19 protein-coding genes are annotated in these 18,875 nt (G+C 58.6%); all 19 read right to left on the reverse strand.

What is annotated here, in order from left to right; translation table 11 throughout:
* Position 1: 1 nt before the first annotated feature.
* On the reverse strand, positions 2–868 hold the full coding sequence (locus Q8N04_06460) for a MinD/ParA family protein (protein MDP3090303.1): 867 nt from the start codon (positions 866–868) through the stop codon (positions 2–4).
* A gap of 11 nt (positions 869–879) precedes the next feature.
* Complete coding sequence (gene flhF, locus Q8N04_06465; GenBank protein MDP3090304.1) at positions 880–2,286, reverse strand: flagellar biosynthesis protein FlhF; 1,407 nt, start codon at positions 2,284–2,286, stop codon at positions 880–882.
* Positions 2,287–2,294: 8 nt separating this feature from the next.
* On the reverse strand, positions 2,295–4,397 hold the full coding sequence (gene flhA / locus Q8N04_06470; protein MDP3090305.1) for a flagellar biosynthesis protein FlhA: 2,103 nt from the start codon (positions 4,395–4,397) through the stop codon (positions 2,295–2,297).
* A gap of 15 nt (positions 4,398–4,412) precedes the next feature.
* On the reverse strand, positions 4,413–5,507 hold the full coding sequence (gene flhB / locus Q8N04_06475) for a flagellar biosynthesis protein FlhB (protein MDP3090306.1): 1,095 nt from the start codon (positions 5,505–5,507) through the stop codon (positions 4,413–4,415).
* On the reverse strand, positions 5,500–6,288 hold the full coding sequence (gene fliR / locus Q8N04_06480; GenBank protein ID MDP3090307.1) for a flagellar biosynthetic protein FliR: 789 nt from the start codon (positions 6,286–6,288) through the stop codon (positions 5,500–5,502). The genes flhB and fliR overlap by 8 nt, the downstream gene beginning before the upstream one ends.
* Positions 6,289–6,294: 6 nt before the next feature.
* Entirely contained in the window at positions 6,295–6,564 is a 270-nt protein-coding gene (gene fliQ, locus Q8N04_06485) for a flagellar biosynthesis protein FliQ (GenBank protein ID MDP3090308.1), read from the reverse strand.
* 4 nt (positions 6,565–6,568) lie between these two features.
* The gene (gene fliP, locus Q8N04_06490) at positions 6,569–7,345 is read right to left on the reverse strand and encodes a flagellar type III secretion system pore protein FliP (protein MDP3090309.1); all 777 of its coding nucleotides are present in this window, start codon (positions 7,343–7,345) and stop codon (positions 6,569–6,571) included.
* Entirely contained in the window at positions 7,338–7,724 is a 387-nt protein-coding gene (locus Q8N04_06495) for a flagellar biosynthetic protein FliO (protein ID MDP3090310.1), read from the reverse strand. The genes fliP and Q8N04_06495 overlap by 8 nt, the downstream gene beginning before the upstream one ends.
* 40 nt (positions 7,725–7,764) lie before the next feature.
* The gene (gene fliN / locus Q8N04_06500; protein ID MDP3090311.1) at positions 7,765–8,133 is read right to left on the reverse strand and encodes a flagellar motor switch protein FliN; all 369 of its coding nucleotides are present in this window, start codon (positions 8,131–8,133) and stop codon (positions 7,765–7,767) included.
* A 24-nt stretch (positions 8,134–8,157) separates the two neighbouring features.
* Positions 8,158–9,138 (reverse strand): flagellar motor switch protein FliM, encoded by a 981-nt coding sequence (gene fliM / locus Q8N04_06505; GenBank protein ID MDP3090312.1) that lies wholly within the window; start codon positions 9,136–9,138, stop codon positions 8,158–8,160.
* A 10-nt stretch (positions 9,139–9,148) separates the two neighbouring features.
* Complete coding sequence (locus tag Q8N04_06510) at positions 9,149–9,706, reverse strand: flagellar basal body-associated FliL family protein (protein ID MDP3090313.1); 558 nt, start codon at positions 9,704–9,706, stop codon at positions 9,149–9,151.
* Positions 9,707–10,025: 319 nt separating this feature from the next.
* A complete protein-coding gene (locus Q8N04_06515; protein MDP3090314.1) occupies positions 10,026–11,762 on the reverse strand; it encodes a flagellar hook protein FlgE in 1,737 nt (578 codons plus the stop codon).
* 41 nt (positions 11,763–11,803) lie between these two features.
* Complete coding sequence (locus Q8N04_06520; GenBank protein ID MDP3090315.1) at positions 11,804–12,484, reverse strand: flagellar hook assembly protein FlgD; 681 nt, start codon at positions 12,482–12,484, stop codon at positions 11,804–11,806.
* Between the two features lie 18 nt (positions 12,485–12,502).
* Complete coding sequence (locus Q8N04_06525; GenBank protein ID MDP3090316.1) at positions 12,503–13,951, reverse strand: flagellar hook-length control protein FliK; 1,449 nt, start codon at positions 13,949–13,951, stop codon at positions 12,503–12,505.
* A 372-nt stretch (positions 13,952–14,323) separates the two neighbouring features.
* Positions 14,324–15,097, reverse strand: coding sequence for a hypothetical protein (locus Q8N04_06530; protein MDP3090317.1), 774 nt, complete (start codon positions 15,095–15,097; stop codon positions 14,324–14,326).
* On the reverse strand, positions 15,094–15,534 hold the full coding sequence (fliJ, locus tag Q8N04_06535; GenBank protein ID MDP3090318.1) for a flagellar export protein FliJ: 441 nt from the start codon (positions 15,532–15,534) through the stop codon (positions 15,094–15,096). Before fliJ ends, Q8N04_06530 begins: the two co-directional genes overlap by 4 nt.
* Entirely contained in the window at positions 15,531–16,835 is a 1,305-nt protein-coding gene (locus Q8N04_06540) for a FliI/YscN family ATPase (GenBank protein ID MDP3090319.1), read from the reverse strand. Before Q8N04_06540 ends, fliJ begins: the two co-directional genes overlap by 4 nt.
* Positions 16,822–17,871, reverse strand: a complete 1,050-nt coding sequence (locus Q8N04_06545) for a F0F1 ATP synthase subunit delta (GenBank protein ID MDP3090320.1) — start codon at positions 17,869–17,871, stop codon at positions 16,822–16,824. Before Q8N04_06545 ends, Q8N04_06540 begins: the two co-directional genes overlap by 14 nt.
* The gene (gene fliG, locus Q8N04_06550; GenBank protein ID MDP3090321.1) at positions 17,872–18,873 is read right to left on the reverse strand and encodes a flagellar motor switch protein FliG; all 1,002 of its coding nucleotides are present in this window, start codon (positions 18,871–18,873) and stop codon (positions 17,872–17,874) included.
* Positions 18,874–18,875: the final 2 nt, after the last annotated feature.

An 18,875-nucleotide genomic window follows, 5' to 3' on the forward strand; every position in this document is an offset into this window, starting at 1 on the left:
ATCACATGACTGCGGTGGTCTGAAGTAAGCGGTGCCACAACAGCTGCACAGCGCTCTTAGGAAAATTCGGCTTCGGCCACTGCAAAACTTGCCCAGCGAGCCGCGTCAGCGCCAGAGCCGCCGGCGAGCCTGGAAACAGCTCCAGCAGCGCCTTTTGCTGCTTCACAGCGAGCGGAACATAATCATCCTGAGGGATATAGCCGACATATTCGAGGACAACATGCAGGAACCGGTCCGCTGCGGTGTCGAGTTTTCTAAATACTTCAGCCGCTTCTCTCGGGCTCTTTGCCATGTTGACCAACACCTTGAAGCGCCGTTCCCGATATTGTCTGGTCAACACCTTAATCAGGGCGTAGGCATCTGTGAGGGAGGTAGGTTCGGGAGACACGACGACAATGGTATCTTGAGCCGCGGAGGCAAAGAAGGTGACATTCGGAGAAATTCCCGCCCCGGTATCGATCAGCAGGACGTCGACGTCCCGCGAGACCGCCTCCAATTGCTCCATGAGCAACATTTGTTGTGATTCACTCAATGCCGTCAGCTGAGGCACCCCAGAGCTGGCGGGCAAAACCCGGATTCCACCGGGACCGTCGACAATCACGTCATCCAAGCAGTGAGTCCCGGCCAGCACATGCTCGATCGTATGCTCAGGAACCAAACCCAGCAGCACATCCAGATTTCCCAATCCGAGGTCGGCATCCAAGACCAGGACACGCTTTCCTGCTTTACTCAGTCCCATCGCCATATTGGCCACGATGTTGGTCTTTCCCACGCCGCCTTTGCCGCTGGCCACGGCGATGACGTGCGTCAGCGACGAGGCTCGCTCCGACACGTCCCCTGCCGTTGGTGTATACGATCCGCTCTGCATAGTCTTTCCTCCTACCGCGTAACAGTGTCCATGGTCACTTCGTGTGCGCTGCGTAACGGTGACCGCTCCGCCGAAGCCTGAGAATCCAGCGACGATCGGAACGGAACGGTGTAGCGACGGCTGACGAGAAGCTCGGCCAGCCGTTGCGGCGTCGCGACTTCAAGGTCTTCTGGAACCCGCTGACCGGCGCTCCAATAGGACAGTGGAATGCCTGATTGGTGACTCAATTCGTACAGGGCTCCGAAGGAGTCCGTCTCATCGAGCTTGCTGAACAGGAGTCGCAAGAGCGGGAGCGCATGGATCTGCGCCACCTGACGTTGCAAATCCTGCTCACGTGTCGAGGCCGAAACCACGACGTGCGTCTGCACTTCCGGTTCGGCCTTGAGGAGCTGATGCAGGGTATGCACCAAGGCAAGATCGTTCTCGCCGAAACCGGCCGTATCGATCAGGATCAGATCGGCATCGGCATGCTTGTGGACATAGGCCGCAGCCTGCTTCGCAGACATCGCCGATTCGCAAGGAATGCCCAACACATCGGCATACATCCGGAGTTGCTCGACTGAAGCCAATCGATAGGTGTCCAGCGAGACAATGGCGACGGACTTCTTTTCTTCCAACTGATAGTGGGCCGCCAACTTTGTGATCGCGGCCGTCTTGCCGGCCCCGTTTGTTCCGATCATCATGGCGATAGTCCGATCACCCTGACCGGAGAGCAGGGATCCGCTCACGCGCATGTCCTGAGCCAGACACTTCGCCAATGCCTTCTGCAGGTGGTGCGGCGCCGTCGAGTTGCGACGAGCCAGTTCCACGCCCACGGACCGTCCGATCCTGTCGGCGCTCGACGGGCGCAGCCCTTGTGCCACGAGATTGCGGCACAACGACGCGATGGCCGGCTCCGCATGTTGACTCAACGATTGCGAGGCCGCCGGCAAGGACGCGCCGATCTCCCGGCTTAACTCGCGTAAGTCTTTGCGCAGATCTTGTAAACGACTCTGTGTGATATCCGATGAACGCGGCGCAGCCGGGCGTGTCTGCCGAGGCGCAGGCGCAGTCGCCGGCGGCTGATTCATGCCATACACATGAGATGCAGATGCTGGTTGCGCCAACATTCCCTGCAGGGTGTCACGAAAGACGTCCGGCCCGACCGGCTGGGTCCATGTGCTGGCCGAAGATGGCGCCTGCGAAGCTTTCCGTGGCTCGCTCGCAGCCGACGTGTCCCGCGACGGCTTGATCGGGGGCAACGGATCATATTCGGCCGCAGCCATGACCTCCAAGACCGGCTTATTGAAATAACTCATCAACCGGCCGCCTTGATGCACTTCCTTGGATGAAAGAATGACGGCATCCGGCCCCAGCTCTTCCTTGATCGCTCGAATCGCATCCTGCATGGTCAAGGCATGAAACGTTTTAACTTTCATGATTCACCTCACGACGGTTGTGGAAGCTCTGAGTCGAGCCGGATGGTATCCAGCGACTGCAAGCGCACCATGGCATCGATTTCATTCAGCCCGATCACCGGCACAGAGTGCAAGAGCCGGTCCGTCAATCGCCGCAAGTGCCGTCGCACGGCCGGGGAACAGAGCAGAATCGGCTGCTGGCCGCGCGCAGCCACGCGTTCCGCTGATTGCTTGAGCGCCGTCAGAAGTTTGTGCGACAGCGCGGGATCCAGATTCAGCATGGCTCCCTGCGGCAATATTGACGCTTGCTCGGCGAGCGTCCGATCCAGCCGCGGGTCAAGTGTGATGACCGGGAGCGATCCATCCGGTGCCTGGTACTGCTTCGTAATGGTCCGGGCCAGCGATTGGCGGGCCATTTCCGTCAACAGTTCGGCATCTTTGGTCGTCATCGCATGATCGGCGATGGCCTCCAGGATGGAACGAATATCCCGGATGGGAATTCCCTCCTTGAGAAGATTGCCCAAGATCCGGACCACTGTACCCAGGGAGACCATGGTCGGAATGAGTTCTTCCACCAGCTTGGGATGCGTCCTCCCGACTTCGTCGAGCAAGGCTTGGGCTTCCTGCCGGCCCAACAATTCATGACCGTGCCGTTTGATGATTTCGGAAAGATGCGTGGTAATGGCCGAGCTGGCGTCGACGACGGTATAGCCGGCCATCTGGGCCTGCTCGCGCTGGTCCTCGACGACCCACAATGCCGGCAAACCGAAGGCCGGTTCCTTGGTGGGAATACCTTGGACCATCCCGCGTTGCGCCGTGCCGGGATCGATCGCCAGTACATGGCCCGGAAGCACTTCAGCCTTGGCGACTTCGACGCCCTTGAGCATGATCGCGTATTCATTCGGGCGCAGCTGCAAATTGTCCCGGATATGAATGGGAGGGACGAGAAATCCCATGGATTCGGCAAACTGCCTCCGCAGACCCTTGATGCGCTCCAGGAGTGTATTGCCCTGCGTGCCTTCAACGAGGTTGATCAGGCCGTATCCCACTTGCACTTCCATCAGATCGAGCGGCGCGATGTGGGCGACCGGTTCTTCAACCTTTGCGGTCACGGGCGGAGGAGCCTGAGTCTCCGGCGTCTGCTCCCGTTGATAGAGATGGTAGGCGATCCAGCACACGCCGGCTCCGAGGACCAGGAAGGCCAGATGCGGCAGCCCCGGCACCAGGCCGAGGGCCAGCAGGATTCCTCCGGCCGTTCCCACGGCTCGGTGTGAATTGAGGAGTTGCTGTGTCATCTCCGCGCCGAGGTCGTTTTCTGAGGCCGCGCGCGTCACGATCATACCGGTGGCGGTCGAGACGATGAGGGCCGGAATTTGAGCGACCAGGCCTTCGCCGACCGTCAAGAGCGTGTACGTTTGCGCCGCCAGGCCTGGGCTCATCCCCTGCTGGAGAATGCCGATGGTCAGTCCTCCGACGATATTCACCACCACAATGATGACGGCCGCGACCGCATCCCCTCGCACAAACTTGCTGGCACCGTCCATGGCGCCGTAAAAGTCCGCTTCTTCCGCGATATCCTTCCGCCGCCGTCTGGCTTCATCTTCTTTAATGAGGCCGGCGTTCAAGTCGGCATCGATGGCCATCTGCTTACCCGGCATGGCATCCAACGTGAAGCGGGCGGCGACTTCAGCGACGCGGCCGGCGCCCTTGGTGACGACGACGAAATTGATGATCACCAGGATGGCAAAGACCACGAGACCTACGGTGTAATTTCCGCCGACGACAAAGGTGCCGAACGTGCGGATGACTTCCCCTGCCGCCGCCGCCCCCTCATTGCCATGCAACAGAATCAGGCGGGTCGACGCAATATTCAGGGACAGCCGGAGGAGCGTGACCATCAGGAGAATCGAAGGGAATACCGAAAAGTCCATCGGCCGGCGGACCTGTAGTCCCACCAGCAAAATGATGATTGAAATCGTGATGTCGAAGCTGAGCAACAGGTCCAATAGAAACCGCGGAAGCGGTAACAGCATGACCATGAGCACGCCGACGACACCCACGGACATGACGATGTCGGGATGCTTGAGGAGTGGTGGATGCTCGACTGGAGACACAGTGGTCGTGGATGCCATGTAATACAGCCCTTCTTATAACTGTCCGGGGTTGATCCCTCTGGCCCGGTAGACAAAGGCCAGAATTTCGGCGACGGCGCGATATAAATTCGACGGGATTTCTTTCCCGATATCGACCAGCCGATACAGCGTTCTGGCCACCAGCTTATTTTCGACCACCGCCACCCCATGATGACGAGCCAGTTTGCGAATACGCTCCGCGATAAAACCGGCCCCCTTGGCCACCACGAACGGAGCGGCCTTTTGGGTGGCGTCATACTTCAATGCCACCGCCAGGTGCGTGGGGTTGGTGACCACGACATCGGCGGTCTTCACCGCCGCCATCATGCGTTTCTTGGCAAGATCGCGTTGCGCAGATCGGATACGGCCACGGACTAACGGATCGCCTTCAGATGCCTTGTGCTCTTCCTTCACTTCTTCTTTGGTCATGCGCAAATCACGGGACCACTCAAACCGTTGGTATATGTAGTCCACGGCGGCGAGGACGGCCAATGCGCCCACGACACCCGTCGCCACTTTTAGCGTGAGGTGCCCGGCCATTTCGATCGCCGCCGGCAGGTCGTAATCCATGAGGCCCGGTACCATGAGCAGATCGCGACGGGCGGTAAAGAGAGCCACCGCCATGATGATGGCAATCTTCACGAGACCCTTGATGAGCTCCATCACCGATCTGGTGGAAAACAGTTTGCCCAACCCCTTGATCGGATTGAGCTTGCTGAAACTGGGCTGCAGCGCGTTCGGCCGCCACATAAATCCTGTTTGCGCCAGTGATGCGCCGGTCCCCATAAAGAGCACCACGCCGAGGATGGGAAGGATCAGCACCATCGTGGTCACACTGATCTGCACGACAATGGTATGGATATGTTCAACCGTCAGCGCTTTCCAGAACGTTTCATCGAACGACAACGACAGCCCGCGCCGCGTCACGTCGGTCAGTTGGCGCAGTCCGATCGGCACACCGATCGCCAGAAATCCGACCCCTCCTATGAGGACCGCCGCAGTACCGACGTCGCGGCTTATGGCGACCTGTCCATCGGTCCTGGCCTGCGACTTACGTTTCTCAGTCGCCTCTTCTGTCCGGCTGCTCTTATCTGACTCTGACTCAGCCACGTCCGAGACTCCGCAGTAAGGCTTCAATCGTGAGCTGGAGCTGTTCGAACTCCGACCCGATCAAGGCGACAGTAAAGGGCATTCCGAGACTGAGGACGAGCAATCCGCCGGCAATCGTAATGGGAAAGCTTAAGACAAAGACCTGGACTTGCGGAACGGCGCGACCGAGCAAGGCCATAAGGACATTGATGAGCAAAATAGTAATCAGCACCGGCGCGGCCAATTTCATACCGATCGTAAACATCCGTTGTGACAGCAGGAGAATCTCTTCTCCCAGATGCGAGGACAGATGGGCGCCGAACGCCGGGATGGCCTCATAACTGTGGATGATGGTCGCCATGGCAAATAAATGCGCGTTCAATGAGAGGAAGATCAACGAGGCCAGCATGGTGAAAAACTGCGCGACCATCGGGGTTTGGACGGAGGTCGTCGGGTCGAACAGATGGACCGCCCCGAACCCCATTTGGATACCCAAGATTTCGCCGGCCACTTCCAATGCGCCGAACATCAACCGCACCGCCAGTCCGATGGTGACGCCAATCGCCATCTCGCTGAGCATGCCACCGACCAAGATCATTGGATCGAGCGACAGGGTAGGCATCGGAATCGACGGAGCCAGCATCAGGCTCAGCGTCAGCACTAAGCCGAGCTTGACCTTGACCGGAATCGTCCGTCCGCTGAAGACCGGCAGCGCGGCCAGCAACCCCCCAATGCGGGAGATCAGGACAAGAAACGCCTGGAATTGCGGAAGAAGGATGAGAATGGTTTGCGTCAGTCCCATACCGTCCTAGCGAATGTAATCAGGAATATTGGTCAGGAGATTCGTCATGAAACTCGTCATGATGCCTAACATCCAGGGTAAAAAGACGAGAATGGCGCCGAAGAGCGTTAAGACCTTGGGCACAAAACTCAGGGTCGGCTCATTCAACTGTGTCATCGCTTGAAAGGCGCTCACGGCCAAGCCCACCAGCAAACTCAACCCCAAGATGGGTGCCGAGACCATGATGGTCGTTTCCAATGCCTGCCGTCCGAGTTCCGTGACTAATTCCGGTGTCATAGGATTACTGGAAGCTCCTTACCATCGAGCCGACGACGAGATACCATCCGTCGGCCAGGACAAATAAAATGAGTTTGAACGGCAATGAAATGACTGCCGGCGGCAAGAGCATCATGCCCATCGACATGAGAATGCTGGCCACCACCATGTCCACGATCAGGAATGGGATATAGATCAAGAAACCGATCTGAAAGGAGATACGGAGCTCACTGAGAATGAAGGCCGGGATGACGACATGCGTCGGTACATCCGCAAGCTTTTCCGGTTTCGGGATCTTGCTGAGCGTAATAAAGAGCTCCAGGTCCTTGTCCCGTAGCTGGCGCAACATGAATCCTCTGACTGGCTCGATACCTTTCTTCCAGGCATCTTCATAGGAAAGCTGTTCTGCCAACAACGGTTGCAGCGCGTCGCTGTACACTTGCTGTCCCACAGGGGCCATGATGAACATCGTGAGAAACAAGGCGAGCGCCAGCAGGACTTGATTCGGGGGAACCGACTGCGTCCCAAGGGCCTGGCGGAGGAACGAGAGGACGATCACGATCCGCGTAAATGACGTGACCATGATAAAGAGGGCCGGCGCCAGCGAGAGCACCGTCATGAGGATCAGAATCTGGATGACGACGGCCGTCTGCTTGGGCGAATCCGATCCCAGATCGATACTGACCGAGGGACCCGCTGCCCAGACCGGCTCCGGCGCCGCCAGCCCCAGGCCAAGAAGGATCAGAATCCCCATCAGAATGAGCCTGGTCCACGGCGTTGCCACGTGCGTCAGGCTATGCATGCGGTCCGCCTTGCTTTCCCTGCCCGAATGCGTTGGCCACATGCTGCCACCAGTCAGCCGACAGTAGGTTGTGAGGAGAGATTCCGCACGAAGTACCGGTCTGACCGGAGGCTGATACGAGGGTCGCCAGATGTTCTGTGGCGTCGATACGACCGAGAGGAATCAACGTCTCTGACGTCACTCCGACGGCAAAATATTGACCGGCAATGGCCACGAGGGCGATCGATTGTCGTGGGGCCAGGTAACTGTTCGCGATGACCTGGATGAGGGGCGTGCCACCGGGCGTGCCGATGCGTTGCGAGAACACTCGCCGGGCAACCCAGGCGACGGCTCCCATGAGAAGCAGGACCGTCCCCAACGCCAAGATTGTTCGGCCCATGCTGTCCCACACGTCAACCACGGTATCGCTCCCCTATTGCTTAGGCCAGCTGCTTGACACGTTCCGCAGCGCTCACCACATCGGTGAGCCTGATACCGAACTTTTCATTCACCACCACCACTTCGCCTTTGGCTACCAGCTTATTGTTCACCATGACTTCCATCGGTTCCCCGGCCAACTTATCGAGTTCGATGACCGAGCCCTGCGCGAGCTGCAAGAGGTCGCGAATGGCCATCTTCGTCGAGCCGACATAGATGGAAACCTTCATCGGAATATCGAGAATGAAATCGATATTCTTCGTCTGTTCCGCCACCGCGGTGTTCGTCACCGGCGGAAACGAGGCCGGCGTTGCGGCGACCGGCTCCTGAGTCGTGGTGTCAGCGGATTGATTGGCATCGTCGTCAGCCATACGGTCGTCTCCCCTACGTACGAGTTAAGTCAGCACCTTCGTGACGCGACAGGCGTGATTCCCCTTAAATACCCCAGGGCTTCCCAGAAACTTGAGATAATCCTCGACATAACACTCCAACGGATTACCGGGGCGCTGGTCCAACATCACCACATCGCCGGGCGCGAAATTCAGCACGTCCTGGACGGTGACGGTGGTGGAACCGAGCTTCACGGCGATCGGCAGTTCGCACTCGTGGATCAAGTCGCGGAATTTGCTGTTCCAGGATCCATCCTGTTCCAACTGATTCGACACCAGCCCCGAGTAGAGCTTTTCCTTAATGGGTTCGAGCATCGAATAGGGATACACCACGAATAAATCCCGCGTGGTCTCGCCGATGATGACTTGCAGCGTCACCACGATGACGACCTCTGAGGCCGTCACGACCATGGCAAATTGGGGGTTGCTCTCGGAACGCACATAGTCCACTTTCACCGGCATAATCGCCTGCCAGGCTTTCTCAAGGTCGGCGAGCGCCAGCATGAGCAGCTTCTTGATCATGCGTAGTTGGACGGCGGTAAAATCCCGCCCTTCCGGCTTCACATGAGTTTGTCCCTTGCCTCCGAAAAAATAATCCACCAGGAGGTAGACCAGAAAGGCATCCATCACAAACAGCCCGCTGCCTCGCAGGGGAGCCATGTGAAAGACGTTGAGGGACGATGGCATCGGAATCTTTTTCAGAAATTCGCCGAATTTGATGACCTGCGTTCCGACCACCACAAATTCAATCGCTTCGCGCAACACGCCGGTCCACGCCACGGCCTGGCGTCGAACAAACCGGTCGTTAATCATCTCCAGGGTCGGCATGCGTCCCCGGATAATGCGCTCCTGATTGAGGAGATCGTACCCCTTCACGCCGGTGGTGGCTTCAGCCGCAGCTTCCGCCGGTGGCGCTGTTTCGACCTCGCCGGAGACCACGCCGTTCAACAGCGCATCGATCTCATCTTGTGAAAGAATCTTTTCCATAGTCTTCGATCTACTGGACGACGAAATCCGTAAAGTAGGCGGTTTTCACGCCTGGCTTAGGCAGCAGGCCGTTGATCCGCTGGGTAATCTCATCGCGGAGTTGAAATTTGCCTTGCGGACTCCGAATCGACGTAGAGTCTTTGCTCGACAGCAACACCAGGATGGTGTCGCGCAATTGAGGAATGCGAGCGGCGAGATTCGCCGAAACCCCTTCATTCTCCACCTCTAACTTAATGGTCATCTTGAGGTAGCGGATATCCGGCGCGTCGGCGAGATTGACAATGAACGGGTCCAGATCGAACACGACGCCTGGCGCGGCTCCGGCGGCGCCCTTTCCGGCCGGTTCGCCATGCCCCTCCGATTTCGCGACGGCTTCTGTCTTATGCTCCTCCGCCGCCTCTCCTCCTCCGCTACTGTGACCGCCCATGAATTTCACGATCACAAACGCGCCGCCGAGTCCGGCGACGAGCGCCGCGGCGACGACGATAATGAGAAGCTTAATAGGAAGCGCGGGCGCTGGCGCCGCGGGCTTGCCTGGTTCTGGGGTTGCTGCTGGTTCGTCTGACATGGAGACCTCCTCAATTCGCACGCACAATTGTCGTCACAGGGGTTTGTGCAATGGATATGCCATCTGAGATTGAGTCGCCTGTCATGGAGTTGGCAGACAACTACACGCCAAATGCCTGTGATGAACGGGCTCATCGGAAGAAATGATCAGAAGACCGCCCGTGAGGAGCCGGTCCCTTGACGCTGTCAGAAATCTGACGGTGAAGTGAGGTGAGGCCCCGTGCCCTGCTGGTGATCTACAGGAGGCTCGAGAATGGAAAGAGAGAGAGGGAAGCCGGGGTGAGTTCTTGTAGGAACTCACCCCGGCAGAGGCGCGTTACTTACCGTTTCAAATTCACGAGTTCTTGAAGAATTTCGTCTGACGTTGTGATGACGCGGGAGTTGGCCTGGAAACCCCGTTGCGCGGCAATCATATCGATGAAGCTTTGACCGAGATCGACGTTCGAGAGCTCCAACGAATTGGACAGGACGCGACCGAGGCCGGCGCTATCCGGGGAACCCGTCACCGGCTGGCCTGAGTTGCCTGATTCGGCAAACGTGTTCTTGCCGGTCCGGGTCAAGCCGATCGGATCCGGGAACCTCGCAAGAACCACCTGAGCCAACGCGCGCAGTTGTCCATTGGAGAACCGGCCGCTGATGGTGCCGTTCGTATCGACGCTAAAGGCCTGAAGAGATCCGGCGGCATAGCCGTCTTGGGTCTGCTGGACCAATGCGGAGGTGGAGCCGAATTGCGTCGATCCGGTCAGCCCGTTCCCTCCGTCCGTAATGACGCTATCGCCGAAATTGAAATCGATGAGCTGGTCTTGCGTGGCTCCGACAAAGTCGACCTGCAATTCCCCCGGAACGGTCCCCACGGTACCCGCCGCCGTATTCGTATCGAATCGAATCACGGGCCCTTCACGCTGCAGCGTCCCATCGGTCCCGAACGTCAACGTTCCGGCTCCGACTCGAACAATTCCGAGTGTCGTATCGATATTGCTGGAGTGGTAGTTAGCCGTATTGATATCAGCGGTGGGTGAAACCACATTATAATTCCAGGTATTCGAGCCGACCTTGGTGAAATAGGTGGTCAACAGATGGTCGTTCCCCAGTGAGTCATAGACGGTGAGCGACGTGGTGAAGTTGGAAGTGCCGACCGGATCGGTCACATCGAAATCTGTGCCGGTGGTTGAGGTGCCGGCGAGCATGTTCAAGTTCGCGGCCAGCGTATTGGCGCCGCTGGCGGCGACGATAACAGCACCGGTATTGGCCGCTGCATCATTGGTTGTCCCTGAGATGCCCGATCGGAAGGTGAAAATGTTGCTTGCGCCCACTGTGGCTTCGAAGCCGTCATAGGCAGCTTGCACGTACGGGTTTGTTGCCGTCAAGCTGCGCACGGCGCTCTGGATGGCGCTGGCGAGCGCCGACCCAGTGAGACCGTTCGCAACTGTCACGGTCTGGACTCCGTCGCCGTTCAGATTGATGGTAAAGGCATTATTGCCGGCTGCCGAGGTCGTCACCGAAGCGGACGATCCGATAATGTTGCCTCGGATTCCGGTTGTCGCCGTGCCGGAGTTCAGGTTGGCGGCCAAGAGCGCGGTCGTAGTGGGATTCGGTGCCGCGGTCGTGGTCGGCAGCGCGATGTCACCGATATTGCCGGTGATGGTCCCGGTCGTGTCAGCGAGGAATCCCTGCAGTTTGAATCCGGTCGGGTCGACCACGACACTGTCTTTGTTCAAGCGGAAGAGGCCGTTACGTCCATAGAACGTCCCGTTCTGCGCATCTTTCATGACAAAGAACCCGTTGCCGTCGATCGCCAGATCGAGCACGTTCGAAGAGGTCGCCAGCGAGCCCTGGGTGAAATCCCCCTGCACGGAGGTGAGGGCCACACCGATTCCGGTCTGCACTGAGCCTGATCCGCCTGAGATCGAGGAACTGATCAAGTCGGCAAAGGTCGCACGACTCCCTTTGAACCCGACCGTGCTGAGATTGGCGATGTTGTTACCGATGACCGACAACGCCGTGCCGTTGGCATTGAGACCGCTCACACCGGCAAACAGGGACGACAGAATACCCATGGATCAGACCCTCCTTTGTAGCAAATGCTCTCTCGTTCGATTTATCGCAGTTCGACAATGTCTTTCCGGTCAATCACATAGTCGCCGGAAGCCAGTTGCGGGGTGCCGTTGACCATCCGCACACCGGAGATCTTTAGCGTCGCGCTTGGTGCGGCCAGTACCGCTGCGCCCTTCGCGTCTTTTGCCAGGACTTGATACTGATAGGTTCCGTTCGGCATCGGTTGACCGTTCTGGTTGCGTCCGTCCCACTGCACTTCCTGCTTGCCCGCACTCTGTGTGCCCAAGTCCAAGATGCGAATGGCCTTCCCTTGTGCGTCCTGAATGGTCACCCGCACGGTGGTCGCTTCACGCTCCAACGCGTAGGTGAGTTTTGCCGGTCCGTTGTTCAAGTCGATGAGCGAGCCTTCGACCTGCACGTTGCGCCCAATCATCGGCAACAGGGTGTACTGCATCGCATCCGTTTGTTGGGCGATACTCTTTTCCAACAGTTGGACTTGCTTGGTGCTCTGGTCCAACTGACTGAATTGGGCCAACTCCGCAACAAACGCAGTATTGTCCATCGGCTTCAGTGGGTCCTGATTCTTCAGCTGCGTGACCAGAAGCTTGAGGAAGTCGTTCTGGCCCATTTGCTGGTTCCCGCTCAAGGCGCCGGCGATCCCGCCGCTCGTTGGAGCCGTGACACCGGGGGTCGTTTGTGATGTTGCTGGGCTAATGGTTGCCATAATCCGATTTCCTTATCGCTATGCCACAAGATTCAACATGCCGCGGCGCGGGGTGGTGTCGCGCGCCGCCTCTTCGCGCCCCGGTCCTGAGTTCCGCCCTTCTCCCTGTGGCGTATCGCCACGAGACTGTCCTTGGGATGTCGGCTCTTGGAAGGACCGTCCGGCGCTCTGGCGATCAATGTCGACCTGGAATCGCCCTAGATCCAATCCTGACGCGTTCAACGCTGACTGCAGTCGGTCTTGCCCATTCATCAGATACTGTCCTAACTCGTTCCGCTCTGATACGAAATGCGTGTGCACGGTATCCTGATTGACCGCGACGCGGATATTCACCCGACCCAGATCGGCTTGAGAAAGCTCTAGCATCATCGATTTGGTCTGGTTCGTTGAAGGCCCTGGCATCCAATCGGTCGGCTGAAGAGGAGGAGTTGCTGCAGTAGGCTGGGTGTCGGCAGAAAGCTTGGCCGAAGGCGCGGAAGAAAACGCCCGGTGATCCATCCCGTTGGTCATCAGCGAGGAGTGTGATGGCGTCGCCGGCGCAGAGAGCTCCGGCATGGCGGACTGTGCCATGGCCTGATCTGCCGCGTGGCGTTCGCGATGGTCGCGGCCGGACCATTCCATCCCGCGTTCATCATCCTGCTGTGTGGGCTCCTGCCAACCGGTCGAGGGAACCGCCAGCCGACGCGGCGCGACGTCTTCTTGAGGTTCAGGGGCCTGTTCTGCCGGAATCGGGCGCTCCGTAGCAACCGGCCGGTTGTCTTCCGGCCCCTGGATCTGTCGGGCTGCGAGCGCGGTGCCGGCATTGAGATCCTCCCCCACTTGAGTGCGCAGATCATTTGGCAGGGCCATCGACTCACTCATTCCCTCACTTTGCGATGACGCATGGGGCTGTTCCTCAGGGGCTGGCTGGAATGCCGGTTTCTCCTGCTGAAGATTGCGAAGCTCGTCGGGAGTCGGCTGAACCGCACTCCTCAACGTGGCATCGTGGTCCGTCGAAGCACTCTGCAGCATGGTCGTATCGTCAGCAGCGGGAAGGCCTGTCCCTGCTTGAATGGTTGTCGTGGGGTCTGCGGGCTTCCCCGTCATCTCCTTCTTCTCGATCTGTGGAAATGTGGAGGAGTCCGCCGCCGTGACCGGCAACGATGTCCCGTCCTCCATGACAGAAGGCATCACGGACTCCACGGCGCTGTTCGTCTGTTCACCCGATAAGGTCTGCATCAGGGCCGGACCCTCGGTTGTGGCAATGGGCTGAGCGATCAGCGCGAGTAAGACGCTTTGGGTCGTCACATCGGGCAGCGGCGATGCGGTGACGGCGTCGGAGTCGTGCCGGGAAGGTTCGGACGACCTGTCGCCCGCCTGTTCATCCCTGGCTGCGCCGGAGGCCGTCGATGCCGTTGTTGTGGGCGCAGACTCGTCCGAAGACATGGGGACATCGGTCTCGTCACTCTCTGTTTGGCTGCGCCCCATCTCGTGACGCGGCTCCTTAGCCGTACGAACCTCACGCAATTCAGACGAGAACGATTTGCCGGATCCGGCTGATTCTCGTTTACCTCCTCCTTGTCCTGGGCGAGGAGCGCTCTGGGTGCCGGAGGCGCCGGATGTACCGGGAGTGGTGACAGAGGCGATCTGAGGTAGTTGAAGATCCATCATGGCTTCAGGTTTCCCTATGATTCTCAGATGACACGCACCGGCATAGTTCAAGCCTCGTGCCAGTTCACCTCACCACAAACTCTGCGCCAATTGATGGAAATGAACGAGGCGTGCTCAGCAGGTTTTAAGAAGGGGGAAAGAACTTCCTATCCCGTAGGCAAGATGCATCCACCTGCACGGCGGACAGGCTTAGGGGGCTTGAACGAGCAACTGTTCGGTGAGCTTTGCGGCCCGTTCCACACGGACCTGAGAAAGAATCGCTCCGGCGGTTTTTGGCTTGACGATGCGGAGAATTTCGATCGCCTTGTGTTCCGGCATCTTTTCGAGTCTGGCTGCGGCTTCTTCGGACGGCATGGATTCGTACATCTTGGCGAGCTGCGCCTGGCTTTGCGTCTTCTGATCCTGGGCATGCTTGGAGTACAGAGCTTTTCGATCGGCGATAAACTGGTCCTGCTGGGCTTTCTGTTCTGTCGTTTGCTTCTGATGCAGTCGCCGAGACTCCTCAAGCTTCTTCTGCATCGCTTCATTCCTGGTGAGAATCCCCTCGAGTTCTGTCTTGAGAGCGAGGAGACGCTCTTCTTCTTGCCTGACGGCCACTTCGCGGCGATCGAGATCCTTCTTACGCTGATCTAACATCTCGATGATTTCTCTGGGCGTCTCGATTGCCGGTCCTTGCGTGGCAGGTGCGGCGGTTGTGTCAGCAGCCGTTTCAGCTCCCCCGGTAGGTGCAGGCGAGACAGACGTCGCTGCCGCAACAGCAGGTTTGGCCGACTTAGGCTGCGGCTCTGATGAGGCCTGGCCCAGCTGCACCATCACCCACAACAGAAAGACCGATCCTGTGACGCCTCCAGCTAGCGTCCAGAGATGGGAGCGCCGCGCTGATCGTGTAAGGACTGGTTGAGACTTCACGGCATGCCGCAATGTGATGCGATCGGAGACTGCACTCGCGTGTCTATTCTTCATGACAACGCATCTCCCTGGCCGGCGAATCGATGATGGGCGGACTCATCCGTCGCCAGTTGCTCGCGGCGGCGTATTTCCGTTTGCGCCGCCTCCCGGTACCGCGCGATCAGGCGATCCAATGTGCGGCGATCCTGGCTCGCGGCCACCAGCTTGGTGCGGGCCTCGTCCCATTGCAGTTGCCGATGCGCCATGGTTCGACGGGCCTGCTCCGTTGCGGCTGCTTGCGCTTCAAAGTGGGATTGCCACTGCAGCAATTGCTCAATGGTCAATCCTCGGCGGGTCTCCTCACGGTACCGTTCCTCCTGCTGCCGCTGGTCGTCCGCCAAGCGTGCAATCGATTGTTCCGCCTGGAGGAGTTGCTGGGTGACCTCAGCGAGCTCCATTTTGAGCTGCTCCTCGACTTGGACACGATAGTGCTGCAACGATTGGACGCTCATGTCTGTTGTGCCAAGGTCAGAAGGTCCTGTCTCGACGAAGCGAAATCAGCCGGTTGTTCAACCGCCTGACGGAGAAACCCGTTGATGGCGTCTTGTCCGCGTACGGCCCGATCCAGTGCCGCATTCATCCCCTGCTTATAGGCGCCGAGAAGAATAAGATCTTCAGATTGCCGATACCTCGCCATCAACTCGATCGTTTGGCGCGCCGCGGCCTCATGCTCACGCGTCACAATATCGCGCATGACGCGGCTGGTGCTTTGGAGCAGGTCGATGGCCGGGAAGTGGTTTTGCGCCGCGAGGGCGCGCGACAGCACGATATGTCCATCCAAGATAGAGCGCACCGTATCCGCAATCGGGTCGGATAGATCATCGCCGTCCACGAGGACCGTATACAGCCCTGTAATCGTGCCGACTCCGGGTCCCGTCCCCACCCGTTCTAATAGCTTGGGCAGCATGGCGAATACCGACGGCGTATAGCCTTTCGTCGTCGGGGGTTCGCCGATCGCCAACCCCACTTCTCGTTGGCTGTAGGCCAACCGAGTCAGTGAGTCCATCATCAGAAGGACCTGACGCCCTTGGTCGCGAAAGTATTCCGCAATGCAGGTGGCCACCAGGGAGGCTCGCAACCGAACCATCGGCGGTTGGTCCGATGTGGCCACAATGACGACCGATCGCTTCAGCGCCTCCGCTCCCAGATCGCGTTCAAGAAACTCGTTCACCTCACGCCCGCGTTCGCCGATCAGGGCGATGACATTGACATCCGCTTGCGTATAGCGGCTGATCATGCCGAGCAAGACGCTCTTCCCGACGCCTGATCCGGCGAAAATCCCGACTTTCTGTCCGCGGCCGCAGGTCAAGAAGCCATTGATCGCCCGCACACCCAGATCCAAGGGGGTCGTGATCCGGTTCCGAGACAGCGGATTCGGCGGACTCGTCCGGAGTGGGTAATGCGTCTGTGCGATAAGAGGGCCTTTGCCGTCTAACGGCTCCCCCAATCCATTCAAGACCCGTCCGAGCAGGGCCGGCCCCACCGCGAGTCCGGCCGCTTGACCGGTCATCGCGATGCGGCTCGAAGGTCCGATCCCTTGCATTTCCCCAAGCGGCATCAGCAAGACACGATCCCCTCGGAAGCCCACCACCTCCGCCGGAATCACTCCTTTGCCGTCTTCTCTCGTAATGTGACAGATATCACCAACGGTCGAGCGGGCGCCGGTTCCTTCAATGACCAGACCGACGGCCTGAGCCACGCGGCCCGTAATATCCAATGGTTCAACCTGATCAAGCAGATCACTGAGCGACATGTGATCCTCGTGCGCGAAGCGCTTCGCCCAGTCGAGTCAGTTGCGTATCGAGCGACGCGTCCACCACGCGGTTGGCCGTCTGCACGATACACCCCCCCCTGGACAGTGTGATATCCGGCTCAATATGAAGCGAGAGCGTGAGATCGCCGACCTGGCTCAATTCGCCCCGCAGCGCTTCGAGCGTTGCGGCGTCGGCGGGATGCACCGTGATCGTCACTCGGCCGGACTCTTTCAACGCCGCCAGCGCCGTCTTGGCCTGCGCCACCACTTGGTCTTTGACCTGGTCGGCGCGGTCGTGAAGGACTTTTGTCGCGATTTGAAAGGCCAGGCTCACCACTTCTTCTTCCACCGTTTGATGCAAGGCCAGCCAGGCTTGATCGAACTTTCTCACGGCATTCGCGAGTACCGTCCGTTCATGGCGCCGGCGCTCCTCGTCCCGGGCGCAGGCGCGGCGTTCGCCTTCGGCAATGCCGCGTTCAAATTCAGTCAGTCCGTCTTGGCCCCGTGTCACACCGTCTTCGCCGAATGATTGCAACACCATACTTTGCACGCGCAACCCGCCGGCTCGCACGACGGCGTGTTTCAAGACCGTGTTTTCCGCGCGCAATGCATGCAGTTCGAGCAACCGTCGAGCGGTCATCAGCACGACATCATTCTGAATCGGCTTCATGAAGAATTCGGCGGCGCCGGCTTTCATCGCCCGTACGGCCAGCTCGACGCTCGGCGCCCCGGTCATCACGACGCTGATGACTCGCTGGTCACAGGCCTGGATCTGCTCCAATAGCTGAATCCCATCCAGATCGGGTAATGTCACATCGACCATCACGAGAGCCGGCGGGGCTTGTTTCACCATTGCCAGCGCTTCTCCGGCGGTCCCGGCGACACGAATGGCCACTCCTTCCGATCGAAAGAGCTCGACAAAGAGATTCCGTATGATCTCATCGTCATCGACGACGAGAATGGAACCATGTAGTTTCGGAGATCCCATCGCCGACGGCGCCGACGCTCTCGCGGGAAGTGAGACGCTCGTAGCCATTTACAGCATCTCCTCGCCGGCTCCGGCGACCACGATGCGGCCTTCTTCTTCCAGCTTGCGGCAGACTTTGAGGATGTTCTGCTGAGATTTCTCCACATCCGTAATCTTGACCGGCCCCTTGGACTCCATGTCGTCCTTGAGCATCTCAGCCGCCCGGCTCGACATGTTCTTGAAGAATTTCTCTTTAATATTCGGGTTGGCGCCACGAAGTGCCATCGGCAGATCTTCTTTACTGATTTCCTTCATCAATTCCTGCATGCCGCGATCATCGAGCTTGATCAGATCGTCGAAGACGAACATCAGGGCTCGGATGGCATCGGCCAGCGGCTGACTCTTCTCCGCAATTTTGGCCATGATGTTGCCTTCGGTATTCTTGTCGAGCCGGGTCATGATGTCGGCCATCATCTCCGTCCCACCCAGCGATTGAGCCCGCATCCCGGTGTTCGACAACAGCGCTTCCTGCATCGTGTTGCTGAGTTCCTCCAAGACGTCGGGTTGGACCTCATCCATGGTCGCCAGCCGCAAGGCGACATCGCCTCGCAGGAACTCCGGCAGTTGGACGAGCAACTGACTGGCTTGCTCACTCTCCAGATGCGCCAGAATGACGGCGATGGTTTGGGGATGCTCGATTTTGATCATGCTGGCTAACGATTTGGCTTCGACCCACTTCAACGCTTCCAGGCCGGGATAGGATTTCCGCGTCATCGATTCGATGATGGCTTTGGCTTTGTCCGGTCCCAGCGCCTTGATTAAGACACTGCGGATATATTCGTTCCCCTTGAATTGCACCTCTCCCGTCGCACTCGCACTTTCGAATTCAGAAATCACCACAGCTTCGTCTTCTTTTGAGATGTTCGCGGTCCCATTCATGTAATGTCCGAGCTTCTTGATCTCTTTGGGATCGAGTTGCTTCATGACCTGGGCAGCCGCTTCTTCTCCGATGGCTCGAAGCAGAATGGCCGCCTTCTGTTCGCCGGACATCTGTTTGGGTTCACCGGCCATGG

Origin of the sequence: Nitrospira sp. (genome assembly GCA_030692565.1) — a bacterium.
In the GTDB taxonomy this organism is placed as follows: domain Bacteria; phylum Nitrospirota; class Nitrospiria; order Nitrospirales; family Nitrospiraceae; genus Nitrospira_D.